This is a genomic window from Novosphingobium sp. BL-A-28-Hi1-0D (genome assembly GCF_055521755.1).
The window spans coordinates 1359685-1378078 of record NZ_CM145502.1 but is presented as its reverse complement, the minus strand read 5'-3'; the positions used below and the strand labels follow the sequence as shown (position 1 = coordinate 1378078).

Annotated in this window: 14 protein-coding genes and 1 tRNA gene; 7 read left to right on the top strand and 8 right to left on the bottom strand. The window is 64.4% G+C overall.

The window, feature by feature from the left end; translation table 11 throughout:
• Positions 1 to 5: 5 nt before the first annotated feature.
• Positions 6 to 1892, top strand: coding sequence for a hydantoinase B/oxoprolinase family protein (locus tag ACZ1JW_RS06825; protein WP_465142429.1), 1887 nt, complete (start codon positions 6 to 8; stop codon positions 1890 to 1892).
• A 2-nt stretch (positions 1893 to 1894) separates the two neighbouring features.
• Positions 1895 to 3091, top strand: a complete 1197-nt coding sequence (locus tag ACZ1JW_RS06820) for a CaiB/BaiF CoA transferase family protein (RefSeq protein ID WP_465142428.1) — start codon at positions 1895 to 1897, stop codon at positions 3089 to 3091.
• 145 nt (positions 3092 to 3236) lie between these two features.
• Here ACZ1JW_RS06820 and purD read toward each other — a convergent pair whose 3' ends face one another.
• Positions 3237 to 4523, bottom strand: coding sequence for a phosphoribosylamine--glycine ligase (purD, locus tag ACZ1JW_RS06815; protein ID WP_465142427.1), 1287 nt, complete (start codon positions 4521 to 4523; stop codon positions 3237 to 3239).
• Here purD and xseA point away from each other — a divergent pair.
• From xseA to ACZ1JW_RS06790, 5 genes are all read left to right on the top strand, one after another.
• Entirely contained in the window at positions 4522 to 5997 is a 1476-nt protein-coding gene (gene xseA, locus ACZ1JW_RS06810) for an exodeoxyribonuclease VII large subunit (protein ID WP_465142426.1), read from the top strand. The genes purD and xseA overlap by 2 nt on opposite strands.
• Positions 5998 to 6023: 26 nt before the next feature.
• Positions 6024 to 6224, top strand: coding sequence for a DUF2093 domain-containing protein (locus ACZ1JW_RS06805; RefSeq protein WP_465124272.1), 201 nt, complete (start codon positions 6024 to 6026; stop codon positions 6222 to 6224).
• 10 nt (positions 6225 to 6234) lie between these two features.
• Positions 6235 to 7080 (top strand): M23 family metallopeptidase, encoded by an 846-nt coding sequence (locus ACZ1JW_RS06800; RefSeq protein WP_465142425.1) that lies wholly within the window; start codon positions 6235 to 6237, stop codon positions 7078 to 7080.
• A gap of 462 nt (positions 7081 to 7542) precedes the next feature.
• Positions 7543 to 10737 carry a TonB-dependent receptor gene (locus ACZ1JW_RS06795; protein ID WP_465142424.1) on the top strand — a complete coding sequence of 1065 codons (3195 nt, stop codon included), beginning with the start codon at positions 7543 to 7545 and terminating at the stop codon, positions 10735 to 10737.
• A gap of 112 nt (positions 10738 to 10849) precedes the next feature.
• Complete coding sequence (locus ACZ1JW_RS06790) at positions 10850 to 12328, top strand: sulfotransferase family protein (RefSeq protein ID WP_465142423.1); 1479 nt, start codon at positions 10850 to 10852, stop codon at positions 12326 to 12328.
• Here ACZ1JW_RS06790 and ACZ1JW_RS06785 read toward each other — a convergent pair whose 3' ends face one another.
• From ACZ1JW_RS06785 to ACZ1JW_RS06755, 7 genes are all read right to left on the bottom strand, one after another.
• Positions 12329 to 14140, bottom strand: coding sequence for a hypothetical protein (locus ACZ1JW_RS06785; protein WP_465142422.1), 1812 nt, complete (start codon positions 14138 to 14140; stop codon positions 12329 to 12331).
• Positions 14107 to 14520: a GtrA family protein gene (locus ACZ1JW_RS06780; RefSeq protein ID WP_465124277.1), complete on the bottom strand. Its 414-nt coding sequence runs from the start codon at positions 14518 to 14520 to the stop codon at positions 14107 to 14109. The genes ACZ1JW_RS06785 and ACZ1JW_RS06780 overlap by 34 nt, the downstream gene beginning before the upstream one ends.
• A gap of 20 nt (positions 14521 to 14540) precedes the next feature.
• Positions 14541 to 16139, bottom strand: a complete 1599-nt coding sequence (locus ACZ1JW_RS06775; RefSeq protein WP_465142421.1) for an NAD(P)/FAD-dependent oxidoreductase — start codon at positions 16137 to 16139, stop codon at positions 14541 to 14543.
• 179 nt (positions 16140 to 16318) lie between these two features.
• Complete coding sequence (locus tag ACZ1JW_RS06770) at positions 16319 to 17026, bottom strand: PilZ domain-containing protein (protein ID WP_465124279.1); 708 nt, start codon at positions 17024 to 17026, stop codon at positions 16319 to 16321.
• 257 nt (positions 17027 to 17283) lie between these two features.
• Positions 17284 to 17368 (bottom strand) — tRNA-Leu (locus ACZ1JW_RS06765).
• Between the two features lie 182 nt (positions 17369 to 17550).
• Positions 17551 to 17832 (bottom strand): integration host factor subunit beta, encoded by a 282-nt coding sequence (locus tag ACZ1JW_RS06760; protein ID WP_465124280.1) that lies wholly within the window; start codon positions 17830 to 17832, stop codon positions 17551 to 17553.
• 153 nt (positions 17833 to 17985) lie between these two features.
• The gene (locus ACZ1JW_RS06755) at positions 17986 to 18339 is read right to left on the bottom strand and encodes a GntR family transcriptional regulator (protein ID WP_465142420.1); all 354 of its coding nucleotides are present in this window, start codon (positions 18337 to 18339) and stop codon (positions 17986 to 17988) included.
• Between the last annotated feature and the right edge of the window lie 55 nt (positions 18340 to 18394).

The following is an 18394-nucleotide window of genomic DNA, read 5'->3' as shown; positions in this document are numbered from 1 at the left end:
AACCCATGCCTGCAACCATCGTCCAGACCAACGCCACGCCCTTCAACCGCGTGCCGATCGATCCCGTCACGCTCGACATCATCGAGAACGCCCTGCGCAACGCGCGCATCGAGATGGACGCGACGCTTGTGCGCACCGCGATGTCGCCCGGCATCCGCGAACAGGGTGACGCCTTCCCGCTGATCGCCGATCACACCGGCAAGATGATCGTCGGCCAGTTCGGCTCGTTTATCGGCGGCTTCCTCGACAACTACGAGGGCACGCTCGAGGACGGCGACATGATCTTCCTGTCCGACCCCTATTCGGTCGGCGGAGCGGTCAGCCACTCGAACGACTGGCTCGTGCTGCTGCCCGTGTTCAAGGATGGCCGCCTGATCGCCTATACCTCGATGTTCGGCCACCAGTCCGACATCGGCGGCAAGGTCGTCGGTTCGATGCCGATCAACGCCCGCTCGATCTTCGAGGAAGGCGTGCGCATTCCGCCGGTGAAGATCTGGAAGAAGGGCGAATACAACGAGGACCTCATCCGCCTCGTCATGCACCAGACGCGCAAGCCCGACTGGTGCGCAGCCGACCTCAATGCCCTGATCGCCGCCTGCCGCGTGGCCGCCCGCCGCGTGATCGAAATGGCCGCCCGTTTCGGCGACGACGTCTATGTCTCGGCGACGCAGGAACTCCTCGCCCGCAACCACCGCGCGATGAAGGCGCTGGTCGGCATGGCAATTGCCGAGGAGCCGGTCAGCTTCGAGGACTACATCTGCGACGATGGCATGGGCTTCGGCCCGTACAAGATCAAATGCACGATGTGGCGCGAGGGGGAGAAGGTCATCCTCGATTTCGCAGGGACCGATCCGCAGTCGGTCGCCTCGATCAACTTCTTCCTCAACGAGAACATGTTCAAGATGTTCTTCGGCATCTACATGATCATGGTCTTCGACCCGCAGATCCTGTTCAATGACGGGTTCTACGACCTGATCGACGTGCGCATTCCCGAAGGCTCGCTGCTCAAGCCGAAGTTCCCCGCCGCGCTCTCGGGCCGCACCCACGCGCTGGGGCGGATCTTCGACATCCTCGGCGGACTGCTCGGCCAGAAGACCCCGGAATTCCTCAACGCTGCCGGGTTCTCCTCTTCACCGCACCTGTTCTACGCGGGCAACGACGAGCGTCCCGGCAAGAACGGCGAGTGGTTCCAGCTCTTCCAGATCGGCTTTGGCGGCATTCCGGGCCGTCCCATGGGCGATGGGCCCGATGGCCACTCGCTCTGGCCCGGCTTCACCAACGTGCCCAACGAATTCCTTGAACGCTACTTCCCGATGGTGATCGAGCGTTACGAGTGCGAGCCGGATTCGGGTGGCGCAGGGCTCCATCGCGGCGGCAATGGCATCCGCATGACCTACCGCTTCCTGTCGAAGGGCACGATCGCGATCCACGATGACCGCTGGTTCGTGCCGCCCTGGGGCGTCAACGGCGGCGAGCCGGGTGCTCGCGCTCGCAAGATCCTCGAAAAGCCCGATGGCATGCAGACCATCGTCGGCAACAAGGTGGAAGACCTTGAAGTCGAAGCCAGTGACATGCTCCACTTCATCACCTGGGGCGGCGGCGGCTGGGGCGATCCGCTTGAGCGCGATCCCGCGCTGGTCGGCAAGGAGATCGTGCAGGGTCTCGTCACCGCGCAAGGCGCGCTCGCTTACGGCGTGGTCGCCGATGACCGTGGAGCGGTCAATCTCGCCGATACCGAAGCCTTGCGCGCGCGCCTGCGCGACGAGCGGGGCGAGCTTCCGCTGTTCAACTACGGACCGGGCATCGAGACGCTTCGCGCAAACTGCGAAGCGGAAACCGGCCTGCCTGCCCCCGTCCAACCAGAATGGCCGCTACTGGAGGCGGCAGAATGACCATGGCTACCAATAACCCCGGCGCTCTCAGGGATATCCGCGTCGTCGAACTCGGCCAGCTCCTTGCAGGCCCGTTCTGCGGCCAGTTGCTGGGCGACATGGGCGCAGACGTGATCAAGGTCGAGCCGCCCGTGACCGGAGATCCCATGCGCGACTGGGGGCAGGGCTCGGAAAAGGTCCAGTGGGAAGTGATCGCGCGCAACAAGCGCTCGGTCAGCGCCAACTTGCGCGTTCCAGAAGGTCAGGCGCTGGTGAAGAAGCTGATCGCCCACGCCGATGTGGTGATCGAGAATTTCAAGCCCGGCACGATGGAGAAGTGGGGCCTCGGCCCTGACGTGCTCCTCGCCGCAAAGCCCGATCTGATCATCGCGCGCATGTCCGGCTATGGCCAGACCGGCCCCTATTCCGACCGCGCGGGCTTTGGCGGCATTGGCGAGGCCATGGGCGGGTGGCGCTACATTGTGGGCGAACCCGACCGCGCGCCCAGCCGCATGGGCATCTCGATCGGCGATACGCTCACTGCCACATACGGCTGCATGGGCGTTCTGGCAGCTCTGCACGAACGCGCGCAGACCGGGCGCGGGCAGGTGATTGACGCCGCGCTCTACGAATCCGTGCTGCAGGTCATGGAAGGCCTCGTCCCCGAATACGACCGTACCGGCTACATCCGCGAACGCTCAGGCTCGGTGCTCAAGGGCATCGCTCCGTCCAACGTCTACAAGTGCAAGGACGGCGAGTTCATGATCGGGGCCAACAAGGACTCGCTGTGGAAGCGCCTCGCCACGGCGATGGGCCGCCCCGAACTCGGCGACGATCCGCGCTATGCCACGCACCTTGCCCGCGGCGAGAATCAGGACGAGCTGGACGAGCTGATCAACCAGTGGACCCGCACCCTGACAGTGGACGAGGTCGACGCGCTGATGATCGAATATTCGATCCCCGCAGGCCGCGTCTATCGCGCGCCCGACATGCTGGCCGACCCGCACTTCCAGGCGCGCGAGGCGATCATCGAGGTCGAAACCGAGCGCTTCGGCCCGCTCAAGATGCAGTCGAGCTTCCCCAAGTTCTCGGCAACACCGGGCACCGTAAGGCGCGCCGCGCCGTCAAAGGTCGGCCAGCACAACGCCGAGATCTACGGCGAACTGCTGAGGCTGGGCGAAGCGGAACTTGCTCAAATGGCCGCGAACGGGGTGATTTAAGGCAGCGCTGGAAGCCTACCCCCAGCCCCTCCCGCTTGCGGGAAGGGAGAACAAAGGTCCGCGCTATCATTCCCCCTCCCGCAAGCGGGAGGGCTCAGGGGTGGGCATTCGCCGACAGGTGAGCCTCTTGCCTCAAGCTGAGTGCTCAGCCCCCCGCCTGTTCCCGCTCGATCTCGCGCCAGCCGATGTCGCGACGGCAAAAGCCTTCCGGAAAACTGATCGCATCGACTGCCGCATAGGCCGCGTCGCGCGCCGCCTTTACGCTCGGGCCCTTGGCCGTCACGTTGAGAACGCGCCCGCCGCTGGCCGAAAGCACGCCGTCCGCCGAAAGCGAGGTCCCTGCGTGGAACACCTTCGCACCTGTCGCCTCGGCCGCGGGAATGTGGTCGATCCGCCCGCCCCTCTTCGGCGTACCGGGATAGCCTTCCGCCGCCATGACCACAGTCATCGCCACGTCATTGGAAAAGCGCGGGGGCTGGATGCTCGAAAGCTTGTTGTCGGCACAGGCCAGCAGCAGTTCGACGAGGTCGCTCTCCAGCCGCATCATCAGCACCTGGCATTCGGGATCGCCGAAGCGCGCGTTGTATTCGATCAGCCTGGGGCCCTGTTCGGTCAGCATCAGCCCCGCATAGAGTACGCCCGAATAGGGCATGCCTTCGTCGGCCATGGCCTTCACCGTGGGCGCGATGATCTGCGAGAGCACTTGCGCTTCCAGTTCCGGCGTCAGCACCCGCGCCGGGCTGTAGGCGCCCATGCCTCCGGTGTTGGGGCCGGTATCGCCATCGCCGACGCGCTTGTGATCCTGCGCCGAACCGAACGGCACGATCGTCGCACCATCGGTCAACGCGAAGAAGCTCGCTTCCTCGCCAGTCATGAATTCTTCGATGACGACTTCGGCACCGGCAGCGCCGAACGCGCCATCGAACATGTCGTCGACCGCTGCTTCGGCTTCGGCCATGGTCATCGCCACCACGACGCCTTTGCCCGCGGCCAGACCATCGGCCTTGATGACCACCGGCGCGCCGAAATCCTTCAGCGCCGCATGCGCTTCTTCCAGCGATTTCGTGCGCACATAACCCGCCGTCGGAATGTCGGCCCGCGCGCAAAGATCCTTGGTGAAGCCCTTCGACCCTTCAAGCTGTGCCGCCGCCCGGCTGGGCCCGAACACCGAGAAGCCCGCAGCGCGGAGCGAATCCGTCAGGCCATCGACCAGCGGCGCTTCAGGGCCGACCACGACGAGTCCGATACGATTGCTCTCGCAGAACGTCACCACGGCGGCATGGTCGGTCAGGTCCAACGCCACCAGCTCCGCATGTTGCGCGATGCCCGGGTTGCCGGGTGCCGCATAGAGCTTGCCCGTCAGCGGCGATTGGGCCAGTTTCCAGCTGAGGGCATGTTCGCGCCCACCCGATCCCAGCAGCAGGATATTCATGGCATTCCCTTCCGCGCCCTATGACGACGACGATACAAATGGCTCGGGCGGGCTCCTAGCGAGGGAATCGGCTGGCGACAACGCTCCGGCCCTGTCGATCTCCGAGATTTCGGCGCTGCTCAAGCGCACGGTCGAGGATCGCTTCGGCTTCGTGCGCGTGCGCGGGGAGCTTTCGGGCGTTAAGCGCGCCGCTTCCGGCCACCTCTATGTCAGCCTCAAGGACGAGAACGCGCGATTGGATGGCGTGATGTGGCGCGGCAACGTGCAGCGCCTGAACTTCCGGCCCGAAGACGGCGTCGAAGTCATCGCCACCGGCAAGCTCACCACCTATCCCGGGCGCTCGAACTACCAGATCGTGATCGAACGAATGGAGATCGCGGGCGAAGGCGCGCTGCTGGCGCTGCTCGCCAAGCTCAAGGCCCGCCTCGAAGCCGAGGGCCTGTTCGATCCTGCCCGCAAGAAGCCGCTGCCCTTCCTGCCCCGTGTGATCGGCGTGGTCACCTCGCCCACCGGCGCTGTCATCCGCGACATCCTGCATCGTCTGTCCGACCGCTTCCCCACCCGCGTCGTCGTCTGGCCGGTGCTGGTGCAGGGTCAGGGCGCGGGCGCGCAAGTGGCGAACGCAGTGCGCGGCTTCTCCGCCCTGCCCGAAGGCGGTCCGATCCCCCGGCCCGACCTTGTCATTGTCGCGCGCGGTGGCGGCTCTATCGAAGACCTGTGGTGCTTCAACGAGGAAGAGGTCGTCCGCGCCGTGGCCGACTGCACCATCCCGATCATCAGCGCCGTCGGCCACGAGACCGACACCACACTGTGCGATTTCGCGGCAGACTTGCGCGCCCCTACTCCCACCGCTGCCGCCGAACTCGCGGTGCCGGTGCAGGCCGAACTTGCCGCCTTCGTCGCCGATCTAAACGCCCGCCAGCGCCGCGCGCTTGTCCGCCAGCTCGCACAATCGAAAGAACGCCTCGAGGCGCGCAGCCAGCGCCTGCCCCAGCCGCAGACCCTGCTGCAGGGCCAGGCCCAGCGCGTCGACGATCTGGCCGAGCGCCTGCGCCGCGCCCTGCTCCACCGCACCGAAATCGCAGGGTCGCTCCTCGCCCGCCATGCCGGAGCCTTGCGCCCTGCGCTGCTCTCCGCCCGCGTCGAGCGCGAAGCTGAGCGCCTTGCTGCCCGCCGCCTGCGCCCTGAAGTGCTGCTCCAGCGCATCGAGCATGCGCGCAGCAAGGTCGACGCACTCGATCGTCTGCGCAAGTCGCTCGATCCCGAGGCCCCGCTTGCGCGCGGCTATGTGCTGGTGACCGACCGCGACGGCCACCTGATCAAGGACAAGGCCACCGCTACCCAGCGCGCCGCACTCACACTCAAGTTCGCCGATGGCACGCTCGACGTGAGCACAGGCTCCACGCCGCCGCCACGCCCCGCGCCCAAACCACGCTCCCCTGCGACGCCGGGCAATCAGCAGGAATTGTTCTGAGGCGCACAAGCGACTACATTGCCCCCATGCTGATGTCCCAATCCGGCCGCCTCGCGCGCCTGCACTATCTTTCCGGCTCCTTCCGCCAGCTTTCGGGCGGCGACCATGTCGTCTGCGCGGTGAGCGGCGAGCAGATCCCGCTCGATGCCCTGCGCTACTGGTGTGCAGAGCGGCAGGAAGCCTACGCCACTGCCGAAATCTCGACGCGCCGCCACCTCGAAGGCTGAGGACCTGCCGATGATCCTCCAGCGGCGCGCGTTCCTCACCGGGTCCGCCGCCACGCTGGCGGGCATGGCCTTGGGCGGCAATGTACCTACGTCCGCGCTGACGATCGAACCCGGCGGCAGGGCGATGCAGGGCGGATGGCTGCGCGGCCGGGTCCAGCCCGGCTCGACGGCACTGATGCTGGACGGCAAGCCCTTAAGCTTTGCGCCTGATGGTGCCTTCCTGCTGGCATTCGACCGGGACGCCGGCGCGTTGGCGCGGATCACGGTCACGCCGCCTGGCGGAACCCAGTCCACCCGCGACATCGCCATCGCCCCCCGCGCCTGGCGGATCGAGCATATCAACGTCGCCCGCAAACCCGGCGGCGTGACCGACGAGGACTATCTGCGCCTGCGCCGCGCCGAACTTGCCCGCATCTCCGCCGCCCGCGCACTCGATACTGGCGCGCAAGGCTGGCGACAGGACTTCATCCGCCCTGCTCCGGGCCGCTTCTCGGGCTTCTTCGGCTCGCAGCGCATCTACAAGGGTGAACCTGCCGCCTATCACTCCGGCCTCGACATTGCCGGCGGCGCTGGCACGACTTACGTCGCTCCGGCCGACGGCGTGGTCCTCCTTGCAGCGCAGACGCCTTTCAGCCTTGAGGGTCGCCTGCTCATGCTCGACCACGGCATGGGCCTGAACAGCGCCTTCCTGCACGCCTCGGAATTGCTGGTGAGCGAAGGGCAGCACGTGCAGCGAGGCGAGCCGATTGGTCGAATCGGCAGCAGCGGCCGTGCCACGGGGCCGCACCTCCACTGGTCGGTCAAATGGCGCGAAAACCGCATCGACCCCTTGCTGCTGATCGACTCCGCTTCCTGACCGCTGGTCACCCTGCGGAACCAGGCGCTTTCTTGCACAGTTTGCAACATTGAGGGCGGCAAGCGTACGGGATCAACCCGATTCCGGTATCCTCTGCAACCCATTTAGCGTTCACAAGACACGGTTGTTTCAACCGAAACCGTCGCCGTTGAAATTAATGGCAAGTGAACCGAAGGTAACTGTAATTTCCGTGCATCACCTCTAAATGGCCGGAATCGCGGGGCAACATCCCTGCCCCAAAGGCGGTGTGGCACTTTCGCTACACATGCTTCGAATTCATTTCACAACTTACAATCGTGTTTTGATGGACCGACACATTTCAGCCACACAGGCTCATCTTGCCCGTCAACCAGGGGGCCAAACGCGATGTGCAACAGCACGTCGCCAAGGTTTGGTGAAACGGGAAAGTGCCTGCGACAGCCTCACCGGCGCGTGGGCTACAGGACAAAAGGGACTGGAAACGTGAACATCAAAACCTTCTCTGCGCTCCGTGCGAGCGCCGCGCCTCTTGCGCTGGTCGTCGCCGGTTTCGCCGGCTCGGCCGCCTTCGTCGCGCCTGCCATGGCGCAGGACTTCACCTACGCAACCGCAAGCGGCCAGATCGTCGGCGAGGACGATGCTCCGCTCGCAGGTGCAACGGTCGAGATCAAGTCGAACGATCAGGGCTTCACCCGTTCGGTGACCACCGATTCGGCTGGTGGCTACCGCATCCCGACCCTGCCGCAGGGCACCTACACCTTCACGATCACGGCCGAGGGCTACCAGACCTTCAGCGACCCCGCCGTCCGCATCACCCAGTCCGAAGGCGGCAACTCGTTCCGCCTGGTTCGCACCGGTGCCGGCACCACTTCGGCTGACGGTTCGATCGTCGTTACCGGTCAGCGCATCCGCGTTTCGGACTTCGACCGCACCACCACCGGCCAGGTCATCTCGGTCGCCGACATTGCCGAGCGCGTTCCCGTCGCTCGCGACCTGACCTCGGTCATCCTGCTCGCTCCCGGCACAAGCCAGGGCGACAGCGCATTCGGCAACCTGCCAGCCATCTCGGGTTCGTCGGTTTCCGAAAACACTTTCTTCGTCAACGGCCTGAACATCACCGACTTCCGCGAAGGCCTCGGCTCGGTTGCGGTTCCGTTCGAGTTCTACCAGACCGTCGAAGTCAAGAACGGTGGCGTCCCGGCAGAATTCGGTCGCTTCACCGGCGGCTTCATCAATGCGATCACCAAGTCGGGTTCGAACCAGTTCCACGGCGGCGTGCTGTTCAACTGGCAGCCCGACAGCCTGACCGAAGACCGTCCGAACACCCTCATCGACCGTAACGATCAGGACACCCGCGAAACCCAGCAGGCGATCTTCAGCCTCTCGGGCCCGATCATCAAGGACCGCCTGTTCTTCTACGGTTTCTACCAGACGAACTACATCAAGTCGGGCGATACGCTGCTGACCGTCAACCCGAATACCACGATTGACGATCCCAACAGCGCCGATCCGGCCGACCGCCTTCAGGTCCAGCCCTACAGCACCGGCCTGCGTCGCCTTCAGGACACGACCAAGACCCCGTTCTACGGCGGCAAGATCGACTTCCTGCCGTTTGACGGTCACCGCATCGAGTTCACCTACTTCAACTCGACCACCAAGACCCTGCGCAACTCCTACGGGATCACCGACGAAAACGGCGGTGGTTACGACACGCGTGACGACCTCGGCGCTCCGGTTCGCGGCGCTTACCAGAGCACGGCGCAGCTTGAAGACGGCGGCGAGAACTACGTTGCCCGTTACACCGGCCAGCTGACCGACTTCCTCACGATCTCGGGCGCATACGGCAAGAACAAGAACCGCCAGATCACTGGTTCGACGCAGCCGAACTATCCCGGTATCTCGGATACTTCGGGTAACTTCAGCCCCGCGCTTTCCGGCAACCCGGTCAACGTGGTCGAAACCAACCTCGACACCCGCGAGTTCTACCGTGCGGACGCCGAACTGTTCGTCAACCTGATGGGCGAGCACCACTTCAAGGGTGGTTACGACCGCGAAAACCTGACCACGGATTCGACCAGCAGCTACACCGGCAACGTGTTCTACACGTACGTGAACTCGGGTCCGAGCGGCGACGTGTACGTTTCGACCCCGAACACGCTCTACGTGACGGGCCGTACGTTCATCAACGGTGGCGTGTTCAAGTCGAAGAACGAGGCATTCTACCTGCAGGACAGCTGGTCGCTGTTCGACAACCGTCTCCAGCTCAACCTGGGCGTTCGCAACGACCGCTTCTCGAACAACAACGTGAACGGCGTCACCTACTACAAGTCGGGCAACCAGTGGGCTCCGCGCCTGTCGTTCGCTCTCGACCCGTTCGGTGACAAGCGCACGAAGGTCTACGGTTCGTATGGCCGTTACTTCCTGCCGATCGTTGCCAACACCAACATCCGCCTTGCTGGCGCGGAACTCGACTACACCCGTTACAACTATGTCAACGGCGTGAACCCCGACGGCACGCCGATCCTCGGTGCTCCGGTGCTCGGCTTTGCCGATGCCACCACCTGCCCGGACAACAGCATCCGCAACTGCGACATCATCTCTGACGGCGTGGCCACTCCCACGGAAGCCACCGTCTCGAAGAGCCTGCGTCCGCAGTCGGTTGACGAGTTCGTGTTCGGCGTCGAACAGCAGATCGGCAGCCGTATCCGCCTCGGTCTGTTTGGCCAGTACCGCAAGCTGAACGACTCGCTCGAAGACATCGCAATCGACGCTGCCGTCAACAAGTACTGCGACGACAACAACATCGATTGCACCACGGCCTCGGGCAGCCCGATCTGGTCCGGCTTCCACCAGTACGTTCTGGCGAACCCGGGTCGCGATGCCACGATCACCCTGTCGGACCCGGTCAACGGTGAATCCACTCTCCGCACGATCAACTTCTCCGCGGCTGACCTGGGCTATCCGCGTGCAAAGCGCACCTACAAGGCAATCACCTTCACCTTCGACCGCGAATTCGACGGCGTATGGAGCCTTTCGGGTTCGTACACCTGGTCGAAGTCGGAAGGTAACATCGAAGGCGGTATCCGTTCGGACAACGGCCAGACCGACTCCGGCCTGACCACCGCGTTCGACCAGCCGGGTCTCGTCAACGGCGCCTATGGCTACCTGCCGAACGATTCGCGTCACAAGTTCAAGGTGTTCGGCTCGTACAAGATTGCCGACTGGCTGACGCTCGGTGCGCAGTTCCAGGCGATCGCACCGCGCAAGTTCGGCTGTATCGGTCGCGTGCCGCGCAGCATCGATCCTTATGCGGGTGCCTACGGCGCTGCAGGTTTCTACTGCAACCTCGACGCTGACGGCAACGTGATCACCAACCCGGCGTTCAAGGGCTTCTCGAACGGCGCAACTAGCACGTCGCTGCAGCTGACCCCGCGTGGTTCGCAGCTGAAGTCGGACTGGAACATCTTCACCAACCTGTCGGCCGTGTTCACGCTGCCCACCGATGCGGTCGAAGCCACCTTCCGCGTGGACGTGTTCAACGTCTTCAACCAGAAGAACGTCCTCGACCTTCGCGAAGTCGGCACCCAGGGCAACGGTCGTCCGCGCGGCGACTACGGCACCCCGCTGTCGTACCAGCAGCCGCGCTACTTCCGCTTCCAGTTCGGCGTGAACTTCTGATCTGGAACGAAGTCTCGAGCAAAATGGGAAGGGGCGGCTTCGGTCGCCCCTTCTTTTTGTCTGCGGTACGCGACCTATTCTTTTGCCCGTGCCCATGCTGTAGCACCTGCGGATGTCCCTGATCGCCATGACCCAAGACGAAGCCGTCACCCAGTTGCGCCGCTTCGTTGCAGCGCTGGAATCCAACAGTCGGCGCGATGCCAATTCTGCAGCGTTCGCCCTGATTGCCGGCCGCGCGCCGCTGGGCGACAAGTGGCACTCCATCGCCCGGGTCATGCAGACCAACGGCGAGATCTCCGCCGCCAACGCGGCCATGCAGAACTACGCCAACCATCGCCGAGGCGATCCTCAGGCCGCCTTTCTTCGGGCAGCCATGCTCGCCCAGACCGGCCGTCTGGAACAGGCCTGGGCGGTAATGGAAAAAGTGCCCCCGGCGGTCCCGGACGTTCCCGGCAACCGCTACATTCGCGGCACCATTGCGGTGAATCTCGGACGGACGCAGGAAGCCGAAGATCTTCTCCTTGCCGCGCTCGACGCCAATCCTGCACTGGGTCAGGCAATGCTTGCGCTCGCTGCGGCACGAAAGCGCAAGAGCGGAGACCCTGTCGGCGACCGTATTCTCACAGCGGAATCGCGCATGTCGGGCGCACCTGCGTTAGAGCGTGCCCATTTCCACTACGCCGCCGGACGCGTCCATTTCGACCGCGGGGAGGCCCAGGCCGCATTCCGCCATTTCAGCGCAGGCGCCGCCCTCGTGCCGGGATGGCGCCCCTATGATGCCAAGGCAGATGCGCGCGAAGTCGATCTGTGCCGTGAAGGCTTCGACTTTGAGTTCGTCGCAGGCGTAAACCGCCAGGTCACGATCGACACCAGCCAGCCCATCTTCGTCACCGGCCTGCCGCGCTCGGGCACCACTCTGGTCGAACAGATCCTGGTCAGCCATTCGGCCGTTTCAGGTGGTGAGGAACTGGGCCGCATGGCGATCGTCAGCCGTGATCTGCCTTCGCTTTCCGGCGCTGGTCTCAAGAACTACCTCGGCAAGGGCGGCAAGGCCGATGATCTTGCCGCGCTCTATCTCCACCTCGGACAGGAGCGTTTCGGCAAGGCCGGTCGCTACGTCGACAAGGCGCTCAACACCAGCCGCTTCATGGGCCTGATCGCTGCACTGCTGCCACAGGCCCCGGTAATCTGGCTGCGGCGTGACCCGGTGGACTGTGCCTGGTCGGCATTCCGCACCTATTTCATCCAGGGTCTCGACTGGTCGTGGAAGCTCGAGGACATCGCCACCCACTTCGCGCTTGAAGACCAGTTGTTCCACCACTGGTCGCGGATGTTCCCGGAGCGCATCCTCGTCGTGGACTATCAGGAACTGGTCCGCACGCCCGAGACGCAGATTCCCCGGATTCTGGACCACTGCGGTCTGGCGCCCGAGCCGCAGGTGTTCCGTCCTCACGAAACCAAGCGCATCGTGTCCACCGCCAGCGTGATGCAGGTGCGCGAGCCGATCAATACAGGAGCCATCGGCGCAGCGGAGGCCTATCGCGACCACCTGACGCCCTTCACGGAGCGCTATCGCGCTCTCACCTCCTGATCAGGGTGCGCGTACCCGCCAGACCTTGACCCCGCTCTGCGCCGGAACCGGCACGGGCTCCAGCCACTCAGGCACCTTGCCCTCTATCAGGTGTGCCATGAACCCGTCCGGGGCGAGGTGCGCATAGACACGGGATTCGCTTCCCGCAGCGCAGACCGCCACCAGCGTCGCCCCGCGCCTGGCCATCACTGCCCGCGCACCCATGTCCGGGCCGAGGAAGGCAACGAGTTCATCGCGCATCGCGGCGCTCGCACGATGGTGAGCCGTGGCAATGACCGTGTGCCCGGTGGTCACCAGCAGCGTCGGCCCGATGTCCAGCCCGGCAAGCACGGTTGCGCGCGGCATGGACGCCATGGCCGGAACCAGCGCCTGAAAATCGCAAGCCTGTGTCGATGGCCGTGTCGTCGCCTCGGGCGGAGCAATGATGGCTTGGCCCATGCCGATCACACCGCCCGGCAGAAGTAGTGCGATCATGCCGCCCACGCGTGCAAGGCGCCGCCATAACAGACGATCGGCCTGCCAGCGCAAGAACAAGTCCTCTAGCTGCCACGCCGCAGGCACGGCCGCGAACAGGCAGGCGACGCCCGAGGCGCGCGCCACCATCACGCCCACCAGCATAGCGCCGGCCAGCAGCAGCCCCATGTCCAGCCACCAGTCACGCGTGGCCGCATCGCGGCTGCCCCGCCAAAGCCGCCAGCACGCCACAAGGCCGATGAGAGGCACTAGCACCATGGTCCCTCCAAGCACCAGTCCCTGCCGCCAGACCGGCAATCCCTCGCGCACCGAGCCCAGCCAGACCTTGCGGACCAGCGGATCAAGTTCGGCAAAGGCATCGCCCGAAAGGCATTGCGGCGCAGCAAGTCCCGCTATCGCTATCGCGCCGAGCCCGAGCAGAGCCAGCGTCGCCAGACTCAGCATCGGCGGACGATTGCGCAGGCGTGGCAGGATCAGGGCGCATCCGGCGCCGGTCCACACCAGCACGGCCACGTGCACCGGCGACAGCGCATCGCAATGCTGGGCAAGGTCGCTCAAGCCCCGGGTGCCAAGGAACAGCGCCACGCTGCCCAGCGCAAGGCTCGCCATATAGGCAACCAGCCAGTCGCCCTGCCCCCGCAACAGGCGCAGCGTGCAAACCGCCGCCACGATGACCGTCAGCGGCAGGGATTCGAGCGAGATCGACAGTGCCAATGCAAGCGCGAGGCCAGCCACCGCCCCGCCGCTCTTCGGCACGCGCGCGGCCAGGCCATTGAGCGCGACGAGCGCCAACACGAACTGCCAGGCGTGATGGTCGATGCGCAGCGGCATCATGCGAAACGATGCTGGTACGGCGGCAGCGACCAGCAGGGTCGCCACGATACCCACATTGCGCCCGAACTGCCGCGCCGCCAGTCGCGCCGCCAGCGCCATCGCGGCCAGCAGGCTCAGAAGAGGCACGATCACGATCGCGCAGATTTCGGCCTGTGCAGTGCCGATGAAGGGCCGCAGCAGCAGGATCACCGCTGCAATCGGCAGGTCCACCACGCGGGTCCAGTGCATTGCCACGCCCTCGGGCGGCGCGATGCGGTACTGGTGCAGGTCGAACCAGCCCTGCCCCGCCAGCAGATCGCGCACCTGCTGCAAACGCAAGGCGTCGTCGCCGTCGACGAAGGCAGCCGGCGTCAGCCTGCCGCCGCTCACCAGCAGCATCAGCGCGGCGACCGCAATCCATGCCACAAGCACGCCGGTCAACGGCAGGCTAGCGCGGCGTTCTCCCGGCGGTGGGCCGGAAATGCTGTGCATCACTGAAAGACGACCCGTTTCCTGAGCAGCCATGTCGCGGTGAAGCTCGCGCCGATGGCGACCAGCTTGGAAATACGCGAATCAAGCCCCATCGCAGTACCCGCCCCGACAATCAGCGTGGTCAGCGCCAGCCCCACGAGCGCCGAGCCGACGAACAGCGCCTTCTGGCGGTTGCGCGCTCCACGCTCGGCGGCAACCGAGTCGGTAAACACCGCGCGGCTCGACAGCAACCAATGCGCCACGATGCCAAGCGAATATCCGCTCGCCGAAGCGATGACGGGAGCGGTCCCCATCGCCAGCAGCGCAAGGAACGAGCCCATGTCCACCGCCAGCGCGCCGACGCTGGCGAGCAGGTAGCGCAAGAGCATCACACGGCGCAGACGATCGATCATCGGCAGGATCATCCCGGTCATTTGGCGGTCCAGACTTGCGTTCAGGCGGCCTTTGCAGGCGCAATCCGCTCGGGCACGTCGCGCACCGATGCAAGCGCTGCGGCTTGGTCCTCGCTCAGCGCGGCGCGGGCCGGGATCGACTGCTCGGCCCCCTCGTTGCCGGCCTCGTGGTACTCGGCGTCCTCGTTCACGCACCAGGTGTCATAGACGCGGGCACCGGCGGCGATGTTCTCCACCGTCAGCATCGCGGTCATCATTGCATGATCCTGGTTGTTGTACCGGTGCATGCCGTTGCGGCCGACCATGTGCAGGGTCGGATGGCGCGCTTCGAGTTCGCTGCGCATCGTGGCCACGTTGGCGGCATATTCGTCGTCATAGACCGGGTAGGCCTTCTCCTGACGCACCACCACGCCGCCGATCACCTTCTCGGGACTGACGAGTCCGAGGATCGCCATTTCCTTCTTGGCGAGTTCGACCAGATCGTCGTCCGAGGAATCCCACAGATCGTCGCCCTCAAAGCAGAAGTATTCGAGACCGACGCAGGCCACGCTCTCGTCGGGCACCATTTCGGGCGACCAAGAGCGGAAGTTCTGGATGCGGCCGACTTTCACCTTGCTGTCGTGAATGTAGATCCAGTTGTCCGGGAACAGTTCTTCCGAGCGGATCTTGAGCGCGACGGTCAGGAAGTCGCGGTACTTGAGACGGCTCGCCTCGAGCGTCGTTGCCGGAAGCGGGTGCAGGCGTGCTGCCAGCTCGCGCATCGGTGCCGAACTGATTGCATGGCCTGCCTCGATCACCACGTCGCCGTCCGGGCCGGTCGCAGACAGGCGCCAGCCGCCCTCACCGTCGGCAGCCAGCTGCTTGAAGGCATGGCCCATCAGCACTTCGCCCTTGCCGCTGGCGACGATCTTGTCGCGCGCAGCATCCCACATCATGCCGGGCCCGAGGCGCGGATAGCGGAAGGTTTCGAGCAGGGTCTTGGTCTGCATCCCGTCGTTCGGGCGCTTGTTGAGCCCGAGGCTGCGCTTGAGGCCGTCGGTCACCGCACCCCACAACGAAAGCCCCTTGATGCGCTGCGCCGCCCAGTCGGCGCTCATCTCGTCGCAGGGCATGCCCCAGACCTTCTCGGTATAGGTCTTGAAGAAGATCGAATAGAGCTTCTGCCCGAACTGGTTGACAGTCCAGTCCTCGAAGCTCTTGACCTTCTTGTTCGGGAACGTCTTGGCCTTGGCAAAGCTCGCCATGCACAGCGTCGAACGCACAAGGCCAAGGTTCCACAAGGCTTCGAACGCGCGCAGCGGATAGGAGTAGAACTTGCCCTCGTAATAAATGCGGCTCATCCGCGGACGCTGGATGAAGTCGTCGGGCAGGATCTCGTTCCACAGGTCGACCACCTGCTGCGACTTGGAGAAGAAACGGTGCCCGCCGATATCGAAGCGGTAGCCTTCATGCTCCACGGTGCGGCTGATCCCGCCGACGTAGGTCTGGTCCTTCTCGATGATCGCCACCGTGAAGCCGCGCTTGGTCAGGAGGTAGCCGGCGGTCAGGCCAGCAGGCCCTGCGCCAATGATCGCAACGTCAACCTTGCGGCTTGAGCCTGCATCCGTCGCACCCTTTGCGCGAATCGTCCCGTTAACCATCAAAACCCCCGTCTGAAGCGCTGTTCGCATGACCAGAGGTGAAGGAAATTGGATAAAGGATGGTTAACGAGCGTCTGCGGTTTCGCGAAATCGCCCGGGTCCCTCGCGATCTGGCCAGGACCCCTGACGAATCAGGCCTTCTGCGAATCAGGTCGTCCGCGAATCAGGCCGTCTGCAAATCACGGACGCCCGAAGCGTTCGCCCTTGAAGCTTTCATTCCCTGGACCCGAGACTCCGGATTCCGAACGGGGTCCGCGCGGGGCGTCGGGCTGGTCCGTAGGCTGCAGCGACGCAGTCAGGTGTGCCAGTTCGTCAAGCTTGAAGGTCTGCTCGAACAGCACACCATAGCGCGGATGGCTGCGCCACCGCACCTTGGCGTAGATCGGCTGCATGACGCCGGTCTCGAGCCGGACCAGCTCGTTCATCAGCAGCCACTTATCGCTCTCGATGCAGGCGCCCTGCTGCGAAATGTCCTGAAACGATACCCGCACGGCCTCGCCGCCAGAGTGAAGAATCGCATCGAGATGAATGCGCAAACGGACCTGTCGCTTGGGAAATGTGCCATGGCTTTCGTCAAGCAGGCGTTCGATGTCGACATCGCCGGTAAAGCGAAAGCCCGCGTATTCGCCTTCGCTCCAGATCTGCTCCACCGGATATCGATCGCCATTGCTCATCTCGATCGCCAGCTCCCGGTGCGGCGGAAGGGCATTGAACAGGCGGATCTTGAGGCCGGACGCAGAGGCATCGCGGATCACGCAAAGGAACTCGCTCTCGCCGTCGGCGATCAGCTTGGCGGCACGGATCAGCAGCGTAAAGCGCGGCGCAGCGCGCTGTTCCGCGTCACGGCCTTGCGCCGTTGGCACCTGATCGTCGTCTGCCTGGGCCAAGCCCGTTTCCCCTTGCGTGCTCGCTGAAATCGACTCTTCGTCGACCAAGCGCCGGGACGCACGCAAATCCCGAGCGGGTGCAGTATAAATGCGTAAGTCCTACCGCCGGGTTACCAAGCAAACCGCCGCAATAATTTAATATTTTACAGTGCTGTAAGTTAATCGTCACGTTCTGTGACTTCACGTGACTTGGCTTTGGGCCGGGATCTGCTTGGCCCGAAGAATCGCCCAAGACTTCGCAACGAAGACGACAGCATTGGTGCGGACGGCGGGACTCGAACCCGCACGATCAAGGATCAAGGGATTTTAAGTCCCCGGCGTCTACCATTCCGCCACGTCCGCATCGCCTGCGCGACTTTGCCCGCGCTGAAGCTGCCGCGCGCCTGCCACAGCAGCAACGGCGCTGCAACGACTGTTGCAGCGCGACCTCTCCGTCCTCTTTCGGCAAGACGCAAGCAGAACAAGGCCCGCAGCCGAACAGCCGCAGGCCTCAATCATCCACTCGGCAGATCAATCAGCGCAAATCAGTCCGCATTCAGGCGCTGGCGCATTTCCTTGCCAGCCTTGAAATAGGGCACGCGCTTGCCCGGCACCTCGACGGTTTCGCCGGTGCGCGGGTTGCGGCCCTTGCGGGCATCGCGTTCTCGCGTTGAGAAGGCACCGAAGCCGCGCAGTTCGACACGGCCGCCTTCGGCCAGCCGCTTGGCAATTTCATCGAAGAACACGTCGACGACGCGTTCGATTTCTTCGCTGCGCATTCCCGGGCTCTCTTTGGTGAGTGCCTGCAGCAGCTCCGATCTGATCATGTAATCCCTCCGCCAGGCGACCTTGCGGACGCCCCCCATTATTGACGATCCCAGCGCCCCAACCCCCGTAAGGACGCGAGAAGTGATCCTGCCACGCCGGAACCGGCATGACAATCGTTTCATATTACGCAATGAGGCCAAAAATGGACCGTTTCAGGCCATTTCCGTAGCGTCTGCCTCAAGGTCCGACAGTTTCAGACCCAATCGCCGCATCCGGGCGGCAACCATCGGCCACTCTTCCTGCAGGAACTGTTCCCGCTCGCGGCGGCGAAGCGCCTCGACGGCACCGGGGGCGACGAACATCCCGACGCCCCGCTGCACCACCACCAGCCCTTCGTCCTGGAACTGCTGGTAGGCCTTCGCCACGGTCAAGGGATTGGCTCCCTGCTCCACGGCAAAGGCGCGCACCGAGGGCAGCATTTCGCCTTCCGGATGTCGCCCGTCGAGGATGGCGGCGCAGATTTCGTCGCGCAGGCGCAGATATACGGGACGGTTGGCCTGGGTCATGGTGATGCACTGCCATAATACAGCGAAGCGCACAACAGCGCGCAGCCCGAATACG